Here is an 11776-nt window from a genome sequence, read left to right on the forward strand (position 1 = left end):
GCGTGACCACCCGCAACGGTATCGCTATGCTTGCCGGTCCATTGCCCGGAGATTGCATCGATGCGCCAGAAAATCGTCGCTGGAAACTGGAAACTGCATGGCGACCGCGCTTTTGCGCACGCCCTGGTGGACGCCATCGCCGCCGCCCCGCAGGCCGGTGTGGAGCTGGTCGTGCTGCCGCCCCTGCCTTATCTGGCCGAACTGGTGACCCGCCACGCCGGCAACACGCTGCACCTGGGCGCGCAGGATCTGGACATCCACCAGCAGGGTGCCTACACCGGCGAAGTCGCCGGCCAGATGCTGAAGGACATCGGCGCCAGCCACGTGCTGGTCGGCCATTCCGAACGCCGCCAGTACCACGCCGAAAGCAATGAGCTGGTGGCGCAGAAATTCCAGATCGCACGCGAATCCGGCCTGATCCCGATCCTGTGTTTCGGCGAAACCCGCGAACAGCGCGAATCCGGCGCCACCAGGGAAGCCCTTGCGGCACAGCTGCAACCGCTGCTGGCGCTGGGCGCTTCTGCGCTGGAAGGCGTCGTGTTCGCCTACGAACCGGTCTGGGCGATCGGCACCGGCCTGACCGCCAGCCCGGAGCAGGCGCAGGAAGTCCATGCCTGGACCCGTGGCGAAGTGGCCCGGGTTGATGCTAAGATTGCCAGCTCGCTCCCGATCCTGTACGGCGGAAGCGTCAAGCCCGCCAACGCCGCCGAGCTGTTTTCGCAGCCGGATATCGACGGCGGCCTGATCGGCGGAGCTTCCCTGGTTGCCAACGATTTCCTAGCCATCGCCGCTGTTGCGGCGCGGTAGAACAGACCATGATCTACACGCTTTTCAATGTTGTCTATGTGCTCGTCGCGGTTGCGATGACCGTCTTCATCCTGCTGCAGCGCGGCGCCGGTGCCGGTGCTGGCGCGGGATTCGGCGCCGGCGCTTCGGCCACGGTGTTCGGTGCACGCGGTTCGGCCAACTTCCTGTCCAAGAGCACCGCGATTCTGGCCACCATCTTCTTCCTGATGGCACTGGGCATGGCGGTCTTCCTGCACAAGACCGTTGGTTCGGGCAGCAGCCAGGCCGACGAACTGGGCATCATGGGCAGCATGGTCCCGGAAGCCAGTGTCCCGGCCCAACAGAGCGTGCCGGCCATTCCCGAAACGATCGTGCCGCCCGCCGCACCCGCCGCCGAGCAGGCTCCGGCCGCAATCCCGGCCGAATCCGAGGTGGAAACGCCGGTTCCGGCAACCGAGTGACGCCGCAACGAACTTTGGTATGATGCGCGGCTTCCCGCGCCACACCGTGAAAACAAGCCCAGGTGGCGGAATTGGTAGACGCACTACCTTGAGGTGGTAGCGACGCGAGTCGTAGGGGTTCGAGTCCCCTCTTGGGCACCACATACTGCTCCGATGCCAACGGCACCGGAACTTGAAACCCGCCACCGTGCGGGTCTTTTCTTGCCTGTTCACCGCGCAGAAAAACCGGCAAAGCAGCAAGCCGGCATCGCGCTTCCATGCCTGCACAGCGGGCGATGGTGCTTCCCCTGCTGTTCAGGCACAGGCGCCTGACATCACTCATCCAGCGCGGCACGGATCGGCGTGAAAAAGTCCCGGGCACGGCTGACGGTATCCTGCACGCTTTCGGCACCGGCCAGGGTCTGCACCAGCGCGCTGCCGATGACCACGGCATCGGCGGTTTCGCCGATTACACGGGCTGAAGCGCCATCGCGCACACCGAAGCCGACCGCCACTGGAAGATCGCCCTGCGCCTTGATCCGGGCCACGGCGTCGCGCACCGCATCGGTCTGCAGATGGGCCGCGCCGGTGACGCCGGCGAAAGACACGTAATACAGGTAACCGCGCCCGTTCTTCATCAGCCGCGCCAGCCGCTCCGGGCTGCTGGTCGGAGCCGCCAGGCAGATCTGGTACAGCCCGTTGGCCTTGAATGCCGCCTGCACCGCATCAGCCTCTTCCGGCGGGCAATCCACCAGCAGCACGCCATCCACGCCGGCCTGCGCAGCCTGCTGTGCGTAGCGTTCCACACCATGGATCTCGACCGGATTCAGATAGCCCATCAATACCACCGGCGTTTCGTTGTCCTGCTCGCGGAACTGGCGCACGAAATCGAAGACTTTCGCGGTATCCACACCACGCGCCAGCGCACGTTCGCTGGCCTGCTGGATCACCGGTCCGTCCGCCATCGGATCAGAGAACGGCACCCCCAGCTCGATCACGTCGGCGCCCGATGCCACCAGTGCATGCATCAGCGGCACCATCGCCTCGATCGATGGATCGCCGGCAGTGATGAAGGGCACCAGACCGGTGCGGCCAGCGGCCTTGAGGGAAGCAAAACGGGTATCGATGCGGTTCATGGGGTGGAAGCCGGGAATGGGGAATAGGGAATGGGGAGTTGAAAAAGCGGGAAGCGGTGGGACAACGGGGCATCCGGGACGCAGGAGTCGGCTTGATCGATTCCCGACTCCCTACTCCCCATTCCCAGCGTCCCACGCTAAAGCTCAATACCTTCACGTTTGGCGATCGTATGGACATCCTTGTCGCCGCGCCCGGACAGGTTGCACAGCACGATGCCGTCCTTCGGCAATTCGCGCGCCAGCTTGATCGCCTGCGCCACGGCGTGGCTGGATTCCAGCGCCGGCAGGATGCCCTCGCTGCGGCACAGCAGGTGGAAGGCTTCCAGCGCCTCATCGTCGGTGACGCCGATGTATTCGGCGCGGCCGGTGTCCTTGAGGAAGCTGTGTTCCGGGCCGACGCCCGGGTAGTCCAGCCCGGCGGAAATCGAATGGGTTTCGATGATCTGGCCATCGTCGTCGCACAGCAGATAGGTGCGATTGCCATGCAGCACGCCGGGCCGGCCAGCCGCCAGCGAAGCGGCATGACGGCCACTTTCGATACCGTCACCGGCTGCTTCGGCTCCGACGATGCGCACCGCGCGGTCATTGAGGAAGGCATGAAACAGGCCGATGGCATTGCTGCCGCCGCCGACGCAGGCGGTGATCGCGTCCGGCAGACGGCCGTACTGCGCCAGCATCTGCGCACGCGCCTCGCGCCCGACCACCGCGTTGAAGTCGCGCACCATCGCCGGGTACGGATGCGGACCGGCGACCGTGCCGATGATGTAGAAGGTGTTGTGGATGTTCGTCACCCAATCGCGCATCGCTTCGTTCAGCGCGTCCTTGAGCGTGGCCGAGCCGGCGGTGACCGGCACCACCTTCGCGCCCAGCAGATTCATCCGGTAGACGTTGATCTTCTGCCGCTCGATGTCGGTGGCGCCCATGTAGACCACGCATTCCAGCCCCAGACGCGCGGCGACGGTGGCGCTGGCGACGCCATGCTGGCCGGCGCCGGTCTCGGCGATGATGCGGGTCTTGCCCATGCGCTGGGCCAGCATCGCCTGGCCGACGGTGTTGTTGATCTTGTGCGCACCGGTGTGGTTCAGATCTTCGCGCTTGAGCAGGATGCGCGCGCCGCCGACCTTCTGCGTCAGGCGCTGGGCGAAATAGATCGGGCTGGGGCGGCCGACATAATCACGCAGGTCAGCGTCCAGTTCGGCGATGAACTCCGGGTCCTCTCGGTAGCGCAACCAGGCGTCGGTCAATTCCTGCAGCGGCTGCATCAGGGTTTCGGCCACGAAGCTGCCGCCATAAGGACCGAAGTGGCCACGGGCATCGGGAAACACGTTGTAGTCGGAAACATGCGGCAGATTCATCGTGGCCATGCACTGTGCGGAAAAGGCCATCAGTCTAGCGCCACGCAGGCGAAGGGATAAGCGATAAAATTGCCGCAACCTGTCAGGAAATCTCACAGATTATGCCGACTTCCCTGCCCTCGTTGAACGCGCTGCGGGCCTTTGAGGCGGTCGCGCGACTGCACAGCGTCAGCCGCGCCGCCGACGAGTTGCACGTCACCCACGGCGCGGTCAGCCGCCATCTGCGCACGCTGGAAGAAACACTGGGCTGCGCGCTGTTCCGGCGCGAAGGCCGCGGTCTGGTGCCGACCCGCGCCGGCCTGCATCTGGCCGAAGCCGCCAGCGACGCCTTCGTACGGTTGCGCGACGCCTGTGGCCGCGTGCGGCAGGAGCAGGGCCGCAGCGCACTGGTGCTGGGATGCTCGGCCAGCATCCTGGCGCGCTGGGTCATTCCGCGACTTGCGCGGCTGGAGCAGGAACTGCCGGATCTGCGCCTGCACCTTTCCGCGCAGGAAACCATGCCCGGCCCGGAACTGGCCGGACTGGATGCCGCGCTGTTGCTGGACAGCCCGCCGTGGCCATCATCATGGCAGGTGTGGGAACTGGCGCCCGAGCGCATCGGCCCGGTAATGTCGAGCCAGCATCCGGACGCGGACAACCTGAGCAGCGCCACGCCCGCCAGCCTGATCCAGCAACCGCTGCTGCACACCACCTCGCGTCCGCAGGCCTGGCCGGACTGGGCGCAGCGCCATGGGCTGGACCCCGACGCACTCCAGTTCGGCAGCGGCTTTGCGCATCTGTATTACTTGCTGGAAGCCGCGGTCGCGGGGCTGGGCATTGCGATCGCACCGGAACCATTGGCAAGCGGGGATCTGGCCGCCGGCCGCCTGCTGGCACCGTTCGGATTCGTCGAAACCGACGCGCGCTGGGTACTATGCAGCCGCAGACAGCACAGCGATCCGCGTCTGCCCGCACTGGCAGCCTGGCTGCGCACGGCACTGGAGGAGAACTGACGCTTTACCGGCGTTGCGCGTCAGCCGAGCGGCGGCAACCAGTGGTCCACCAGCAGGAACGCGAACAGCGCCATCAGGTACACGATCGAATAATTGAACACGATCATCGCGAAGCGCTCCGACGGCGGATTCATCAGCCGGATCGCGTACCACAGGAACACCCCGCCCAGCACCAGCGCGCCGCCCAGATAGAACAGCCCGCTCATGCCGGTCAGCCACGGCAGCATCGTCACCACCAGCAGCAGCAACGTGTAGAACAGCACATGCCAGCGGGTGTAGGTGACGCCGTGCGTGACCGGCAGCATCGGGATCATCGCGCGCGCGTAATCGTCGCGGCGGAAGATCGCCAGCGCCCAGAAGTGCGGCGGCGTCCAGACGAACACGATCAGGAACAGCAGCAGCGCATGCGGATGCAACTCACCGGTGACCGCGACCCAGCCCAGCACCGGCGGCGCAGCACCGGCAGCACCGCCGATCACGATATTCTGCGGCGTCGCGCGTTTGAGCCATGCGGTATAGACCACGGCATAGCCGATCAGCGAAGCGAAGGTCAGCACTGCTGTCAGCACATTGGTCCACAGCACCAGCACCAGCATCGACAGCGCACCCAGCGCCAGCGCGAACACCAGCACCTGCGAGCTGCGCAGCTGGCCGCTGGGCAATGGCCGGTGTGCAGTGCGCGCCATCACCACATCGATACGCTGATCGATCAGATGGTTGATCGCCGCCGCCGACGACGCCGCCAGCCAGATGCCGAGCATGCCGGCCAGCGCCGGCACCAGTGGCGGCAGACCAGGCACCGCCATCAGCATGCCGATGATCGCGGTGAACGCGATCAGCGCCACCACGCGCGGCTTGGTCAGGGCCCAGTACTGGCGCGCCTTGAAACTCATCGCGCCACCGCCTCCGGCGCCGGACGCAGACGCGCCAGCAGCAGCACCATCACGAACAGCAGCAGCGCCGCGACCGCGTTGTGTGCGGTGGCGATCTTCAGCGGCAAACCGGAGACCACATTCAGGATGCCGAGCCCGACCTGCGCACCCAGCAGCACCCACAGCGCGGTGCCCCAGCCGGAGATTTCCGGAATCGCGCGCAACCTGCGGCCCAGAACGATCAGCCCGGCCACCACAACCAGCGCGAACAGCCGGTGCGCCAGCTGGATCGCCACCCGCGCTGGGCCATCCAGCACGCCGCCTTCATAGTCGGTGCCAATGCCGCGCCACAGCACGAAGGCCTCGCCGAAATCATGTTGCGGCCACCACTGGCCCAGGCATTTCGGGAAATCCGTGCCGCAGGCCAGCGCCGCATAGTTGGCCGACACCCAGCCCCCCAGCGCGATCTGCACCACCACCAGTACGATGCCGGCCACCAGCCATCCGCGCAGCGCCCACGCCGCCGGCAGTTGCAGCGCCGCGTTCGGCGAAGCACGGCAGGCCAGCCAGGTCAGCAGCGCCATCGTGGTCACGCCGCCCATCAGATGGCCCATCACCACGATGGGTTTGAGCAGCCAGGTCACGGTCCACATACCCAGCAGCGCCTGGAAGATGATCACCGCCAGCAACAGCGCCGACAGCCGGGAAAAGTCCCCGCGTGGCGACAGCACCCCGTCCGGCCGCAGGGCCCAGCCCAGCAGCATCACTTCACCGGCAATGGCCAGTGTCGAGGCCCAGCCATGCTGGCCCTGCATATAGAGTGGGATCGCGGCGGCCACCAGCGCGCTGGCACCGATCACCACGGCCTTGCCGCCACGCACCTTGCGTGAACCCAGCAGCGCCAGCGTGAACACCATCAGCCCCAGCAATCCGGCCAGATGGCGGTGCACCTGTTCACGCCATGCCTTGTGGCTTTCCACCGGACGCTCGAAGGCGTCATTGGCATGCGCGATCTCGTGCTCATGCACCGGCCAGGTGATGCGGCCATAGCAGGTCGGCCAGTCCGGGCAGGACAGTCCGGCGTTGGACAAGCGCACGAAGGCGCCGAACACGATGACCACCATGACCAGCAGCAGGGCGATCCAGGCGATGCGGTGATAGTTGCGGTGCGGCATGGGCGTCATTTCAGCAGCTGGGCGATATCGGCGCGCAGATCGGCCAGATCGAAATCCGGCGCATAGCGCATCACCAGGAAACCGGCCGGGTCGTACAGATAGACCGTCGGTGCGCCACTGCTGGCCAGCCCCGGCATGCGTTGTGCCAGCGTCGCATCCGGGCGCATCGGCACGAAGTTGCGGAACACCACGGCATCGGCCGGCACGGCACCGAACCACAGCACCTGCAGGCGATCGGCACGCCGTCCCTGCAGGCGCCAGACCTTGTCCAGACCGGCGATCAATTCGCCGCAGGCCGCACCGCAATCGGGCGGCGGCAATACCGCGATCTGCCAGCGGCGTTCCTGCGGCGCCCATTGGTAGATGCTGCCATCAGCCTGATGCAGTTCCAGATCGGACAGCGGCACCGGTGGTTCCAGCAATTCGCCGCGATTGCGCGTGTCCTGCGGCGACCAGCCGCTCAGATGCAGCAGCGTCGCCGCCACGAACGGCAGCAGGAACAGGGCCGCCAGCGCCACCAGCATGATGCGGTTGCGGCGGCGGACGGCAGGGTCGAATCCGGTTTCGCTGTTCATTCTCGTCCTCGGCGCAATGCCAGGATCAGGTAGACCACCATGACGGTGAGCGCCAGGCCCCACCACTGCACGGCGTAACCGCGGTGCCGTTCGGGGGGCAGCGTATTGGGCAGCGTGCCGGCATCGCGCACATGGCCCAGCGGCATCGAAGGCGCCGGCTGCAACACGCCATCATACGGACTTGTGCCGGTGTGGTCGCCGATTTCGTTACGATCAAGATAGGTCAGCAGTACCGTGGAGGCATCGGCTCCCCATGGGTTTTCCGCCAACTTCAGGCCCTGTCCGGGCCATGGCAGCAACACGCCATCGATCTGCTGCACTGGTGCGGGAACCTCGACTTCGGGCAACGCACGATCCGGCCCGATCGGCAGCCAGCCCAATTCCACCAGTACCGGCGTCGCAGCACCCTGCACCTGGCCGAGCACGTAGGCGCGCACGCCCACCTGGCCTTCGCGCTGCTGGTTGTCGAGCAGCAGCACCGGTTCCCGGCGCAGAGTGACGGCACCATTCACGCGCACCGGCACATCCACCGGCGGCAAACCCAGCACCTGCGCCAACGGCTTCGGCGCGGCCTGCAGCGCGCGCGCGTAGCCGTCCAGCCAGCGCGCCTTTTCGTCGGCACGGCCGTATTGCCAGAACCCGAGCGATGCGAATGCGGCAGCCAGAAGGACGGCGGCCACGCCCCACGCGAGGCGGATGGCAAGATGTTCCCGACGGCTCACATCCAATCCAACGATGCTGTGGGACAATCGCCCGATGCCCGGAACCGCGCGTTCACGGCAAGCCTTTTCCTTCCAGCACAGTGGAACCCCGTCATGTGGCCGAAAGTCATCATCATCCTGTTCATCGTCCTGATCCTGTACAACCTCGGCGCCGGGCTGTACTACATGATCATCGACAAGGGCCAGACCAAGCGTACCGTCAATGCTTTGACCTGGCGCGTGGGCCTGAGCATCGCGCTGATTGCCCTGGTGGTACTGGGCATCCTGACCGGCGTGATCACACCGCACGGCATCAACGGCTGATCCAGCCTGGCCTCGGGCCCTCGTGCTGAAAGCCAGCGCTGGGCGATGAAGCGCAGGCGCATCGACACGCGCACCTGCGCTTGAGCGGAAGCCGGCCTGATGCCGGCGCCGCGATCAGAGCACGTAGACGAACAGGAACAACAGCAGCCACACCACGTCGACAAAGTGCCAATACCAAGCCACCGCCTCGAAGCCGAAGTGGTTGTCGGCAGTGAAATGTCCCTTCAGCACACGGAACCAGATCACGATCAGCATGATCGTGCCCAGCGTCACGTGCACCCCGTGGAAGCCGGTGAGCATGAAGAAGGTCGAACCGTAGATGCCCGAACCCAGGGTCAGGTTCAGATCTCGGTAAGCGTGGATATACTCCTCGACCTGGAAGAACAGGAAGGTCGCGCCCAGCAGCACGGTGGCGCCCAGCCACAGCAGCAGCTTGCCGCGCTGGCCGGCCTTCAGCGCATGGTGCGCGATGGTCAACGTGACGCCGGAAGCCAGCAGCAGCAGCGTGTTGACCAGCGGCAGACCCCAGGCCGACATGGTCTGGAATTCGCCACCGACCTGGGCCGGCCCGTTGGTCGGCCATGCCGCCTCGTAGCCACTCCACAGAAACGCCTGGGTCGCAACACCATCGCCCTCGCCGCCGATCCACGGCACCGACAGGCTGCGCGCGTAGAACAGCGCACCGAAGAACGCACCGAAGAACATCACCTCTGAGAAGATGAACCAGATCATCCCCATCCGGAACGAGCCATCCACCTGGCGGCTGTAGACGCCGGACACCGATTCGCGGATCACCGTGCCGAACCAGCCCCAGAACATGCCGATCATCACGGCCACGCCGACGTAGAACAGTGGCTTGCCCCAGGAGACCTCGTTGAACCAGTTGGCCACGCCGATGACCATGATGAACAGGCCGATCGAGCCCACCAGCGGCCAGGGGCTGTACTTGGGAACAAAATAGATGTCGGCGTCGTGGGTGGTCTGGGCCATGGCGATTCCCGTATTCAAGCTGTGGCGATCATGGTGCCGCAGGTGCGGCGTGCGGATTGTTTTCGATCAGGCGCTGGGTGGCCGGATCATTCTTGAAAAAGGTATACGAAAGCGTCATGCGGCTCACCTGCTTGGGCAGGTCCGGATCCACGATGAAGCGTACCGGCATCGGCCGCTCCTCACCCGGGCCCAGCAGCTGCTCGGTGAAGCAGAAACATTCGGTCTTGTTGAAATAGGCCGAGGCGATGCTCGGTGCCACCGATGGCACCGCCTGCCCGACAATGGCGGTCACACCGTCATTGCGGGCGTAGTACAAAGCGTCGACCACCTGCCCCGGGTGCACCTTGAGCTGTGCCTGGGCCGGACGGAAACTCCACGGCAGGCCGGAATTGACGCCGCCATCGAACTCCACCGTGACCCAGCGCGAAGTATCGACTTCCGCCGCCGCCGCGCCGCTGGCACCACCGAGCTTGATGCCCAGCAACTGCTCGCAGGCGATCCGGTACAGCGGCACCATCGAGAAGCACAGCGCGAACGCGATGCCGCAAATCCACAGCGCGCGGCGCAGCACGTTGCCGCTGGCATCGTGGGGAGCGCTCATCGTCCGATCAATCCGGTGACGAAGCCGATGTAGATCAGCAGCGCGATCGTCGACACCACGATCACCGTGCGGCGCACGCCGCGACGGCGGTTGGCGTCGATCACTTCCTGCGATGGCTGCGGATCATTCACATCGGCTCCCTGGCTGGCCGCCGCCATGTCGGCGGCCGTCAGTCTGTTCAATGTTCGCCTTCGTGCGCCAGGTCGCCCGGGCGCAACACCGGCGGACGGGTGAAGGTGTGTTGCGGTGCCGGCGAAGGCACGGTCCACTCCAGCCCCTTGGCGCCTTCCCAGGCGCGCGCGCCGGCCTTCTCGCCCTTGCGCAGCGAGTGCCAGAACACGTAGATCATGATGAACGGCGACACCAGCATGCCGAAGGCGCCGATCGAGCTGATCAGATTCCAGTCCGCGAACGCGACGTTGTAATCAGGGATGCGGCGCGGCATGCCGGCCAGCCCCAGGAAATGCTGCGGGAAGAACAGCAGGTTGGAGAACACCATGCTCCACCAAAAATGGAACTTGCCGAGGCGCTCGTTGACCATCCGGCCGCTCCACTTCGGCCACCAGTAATAAACCGCCGCGATGATCGAGAACAGCGCACCGGTCACCAACACGTAGTGGAAATGCGCCACGACGAAATAGGTGTCGTGGTACTGGAAGTCGGCCGGCACGATCGCCAGCATCAGGCCGGAGAAGCCGCCGATGGTGAACAGCACCACGAACGCCAGCGCCCACAGCATCGGCGTCTCAAACGAGATCGAGCCGCGCCACATCGTCGACACCCAGTTGAACACCTTCACCCCGGTCGGAATCGCGATCAGCATCGTGGCGTACATGAAGAACAGCTCGCCGCCCAGCGGCATGCCGACGGTGAACATGTGGTGCGCCCAGACGATGAACGACAGGAACGCGATCGAAGCCGTGGCATAGACCATCGCGGTGTAGCCGAACAACGGCTTGCGACTGAAGGTCGGGATGATCTCGGACACCACGCCGAACGCGGGCAGGATCATGATGTAGACCTCCGGATGCCCGAAGAACCAGAAGATGTGCTGGTACATCACCGGGTCACCGCCGCCGGCAGCGGAGAAGAATGTGGTGGCGAAGAACTTGTCGGTCAGCAGCATCGTCACCGCACCGGCCAGCACCGGCATCACACCGATCAGCAGGAAGGCGGTGATCAGCCAGGTCCACGGGAAGATCGGCATCTTCAGCAGATCCATGCCCGGCGCCCGCATGTTCAGCACCGTGGCGATGATGTTGATCGCGCCCATGATCGAACTGATGCCCATCATGTGGATCGCGAAGATCGCGAACGCGATCGCACTGCCGCCCTGCAGCGACAGCGGCGGATACAGCGTCCAGCCACCGGCCGGCGCACCACCGTCCATGAACAGCGTCGACAGCAGGATCAGGAACGCGAACGGCAGGATCCAGAACGACCAGTTGTTCATGCGTGGCAGCGCCATGTCCGGCGCGCCGATCTGCAGCGGGATCATCCAGTTGCCCAGGCCCACGAAGGCCGGCATCACGCCGCCGAAGATCATCACCAACGCGTGCATGGTGGTCATCTGGTTGAAGAACAGCGGGTCCACGAATTGCAGGCCCGGGACGGCCAGTTCGGCGCGGATCACGCCGGACATCGCGCCGCCGATCAGGAACATCACGAACGAGAACAGCAGGTACAGCGACCCGATGTCCTTGTGGTTGGTGGACAGGAACCAGCGCTGGAAGAACGTCTGGTGATGGTCGTGGTCGTGATCGTCGTGATGCACGTCCTGACCGGTCTGGATGTCACTGCGGATGGTTGCCATGGCTATTGCCTCTTGC

At 65.2% G+C, this 11776-nt stretch carries 14 protein-coding genes and 1 tRNA gene; 5 read left to right on the forward strand and 10 right to left on the reverse strand.

Annotated features, from left to right (window positions below; genetic code table 11):
- The first annotated feature begins 60 nt into the window (after positions 1–60).
- The 3 genes from tpiA to WDB66_RS10425 all read left to right on the forward strand — a co-directional run bounded on the left by tpiA (position 61) and on the right by WDB66_RS10425 (position 1388).
- Positions 61–807 (forward strand): triose-phosphate isomerase, encoded by a 747-nt coding sequence (tpiA, locus tag WDB66_RS10415; protein ID WP_339398513.1) that lies wholly within the window; start codon positions 61–63, stop codon positions 805–807.
- An 8-nt stretch (positions 808–815) separates the two neighbouring features.
- On the forward strand, positions 816–1247 hold the full coding sequence (gene secG, locus WDB66_RS10420; RefSeq protein WP_339398514.1) for a preprotein translocase subunit SecG: 432 nt from the start codon (positions 816–818) through the stop codon (positions 1245–1247).
- A gap of 56 nt (positions 1248–1303) precedes the next feature.
- Positions 1304–1388 (forward strand) — tRNA-Leu (locus WDB66_RS10425).
- Between the two features lie 173 nt (positions 1389–1561).
- On the opposite strand, the gene trpA is transcribed toward WDB66_RS10425, so the two are convergent.
- Together trpA and trpB are read right to left on the reverse strand one after the other, a co-directional pair.
- The gene (gene trpA / locus WDB66_RS10430) at positions 1562–2362 is read right to left on the reverse strand and encodes a tryptophan synthase subunit alpha (protein ID WP_339398515.1); all 801 of its coding nucleotides are present in this window, start codon (positions 2360–2362) and stop codon (positions 1562–1564) included.
- Between the two features lie 137 nt (positions 2363–2499).
- The gene (gene trpB, locus WDB66_RS10435; protein ID WP_339398569.1) at positions 2500–3717 is read right to left on the reverse strand and encodes a tryptophan synthase subunit beta; all 1218 of its coding nucleotides are present in this window, start codon (positions 3715–3717) and stop codon (positions 2500–2502) included.
- A gap of 101 nt (positions 3718–3818) precedes the next feature.
- Here trpB and WDB66_RS10440 point away from each other — a divergent pair, with 101 nt between their 5' ends.
- On the forward strand, positions 3819–4709 hold the full coding sequence (locus tag WDB66_RS10440) for a LysR family transcriptional regulator (protein ID WP_339398516.1): 891 nt from the start codon (positions 3819–3821) through the stop codon (positions 4707–4709).
- Positions 4710–4729: 20 nt separating this feature from the next.
- Here WDB66_RS10440 and cyoE read toward each other — a convergent pair whose 3' ends face one another.
- From cyoE to WDB66_RS10460, 4 genes are read right to left on the reverse strand one after another with little or no spacing between them, the layout of a single operon-like run.
- Positions 4730–5602, reverse strand: coding sequence for a heme o synthase (gene cyoE, locus WDB66_RS10445; protein ID WP_339398517.1), 873 nt, complete (start codon positions 5600–5602; stop codon positions 4730–4732).
- Positions 5599–6765 carry a COX15/CtaA family protein gene (locus WDB66_RS10450; RefSeq protein WP_339398518.1) on the reverse strand — a complete coding sequence of 389 codons (1167 nt, stop codon included), beginning with the start codon at positions 6763–6765 and terminating at the stop codon, positions 5599–5601. The genes cyoE and WDB66_RS10450 overlap by 4 nt, the downstream gene beginning before the upstream one ends.
- Positions 6762–7331 (reverse strand): hypothetical protein, encoded by a 570-nt coding sequence (locus tag WDB66_RS10455; protein ID WP_339398519.1) that lies wholly within the window; start codon positions 7329–7331, stop codon positions 6762–6764. Before WDB66_RS10455 ends, WDB66_RS10450 begins: the two co-directional genes overlap by 4 nt.
- Entirely contained in the window at positions 7328–8053 is a 726-nt protein-coding gene (locus tag WDB66_RS10460) for an SURF1 family protein (protein WP_339398520.1), read from the reverse strand. Before WDB66_RS10460 ends, WDB66_RS10455 begins: the two co-directional genes overlap by 4 nt.
- A gap of 93 nt (positions 8054–8146) precedes the next feature.
- Between WDB66_RS10460 and WDB66_RS10465 the strand changes: the two genes are divergently transcribed.
- Positions 8147–8356: a twin transmembrane helix small protein gene (locus tag WDB66_RS10465; RefSeq protein WP_339398521.1), complete on the forward strand. Its 210-nt coding sequence runs from the start codon at positions 8147–8149 to the stop codon at positions 8354–8356.
- Positions 8357–8470: 114 nt separating this feature from the next.
- Here WDB66_RS10465 and WDB66_RS10470 read toward each other — a convergent pair whose 3' ends face one another.
- The 4 genes from WDB66_RS10470 to ctaD are packed head-to-tail and all read right to left on the reverse strand — an operon-like array spanning position 8471 to position 11760.
- Positions 8471–9346, reverse strand: coding sequence for a cytochrome c oxidase subunit 3 (locus WDB66_RS10470; RefSeq protein ID WP_339398522.1), 876 nt, complete (start codon positions 9344–9346; stop codon positions 8471–8473).
- A 28-nt stretch (positions 9347–9374) separates the two neighbouring features.
- Positions 9375–9947 carry a cytochrome c oxidase assembly protein gene (locus WDB66_RS10475; RefSeq protein WP_339398523.1) on the reverse strand — a complete coding sequence of 191 codons (573 nt, stop codon included), beginning with the start codon at positions 9945–9947 and terminating at the stop codon, positions 9375–9377.
- On the reverse strand, positions 9944–10129 hold the full coding sequence (locus tag WDB66_RS10480) for a hypothetical protein (protein ID WP_339398572.1): 186 nt from the start codon (positions 10127–10129) through the stop codon (positions 9944–9946). The genes WDB66_RS10475 and WDB66_RS10480 overlap by 4 nt, the downstream gene beginning before the upstream one ends.
- On the reverse strand, positions 10126–11760 hold the full coding sequence (ctaD, locus tag WDB66_RS10485) for a cytochrome c oxidase subunit I (RefSeq protein ID WP_339398524.1): 1635 nt from the start codon (positions 11758–11760) through the stop codon (positions 10126–10128). The genes WDB66_RS10480 and ctaD overlap by 4 nt, the downstream gene beginning before the upstream one ends.
- Between the last annotated feature and the right edge of the window lie 16 nt (positions 11761–11776).

This window comes from Denitratimonas organivorans, assembly GCF_037478135.1.
Classification (GTDB): Bacteria; Pseudomonadota; Gammaproteobacteria; order Xanthomonadales; family Xanthomonadaceae; genus Denitratimonas.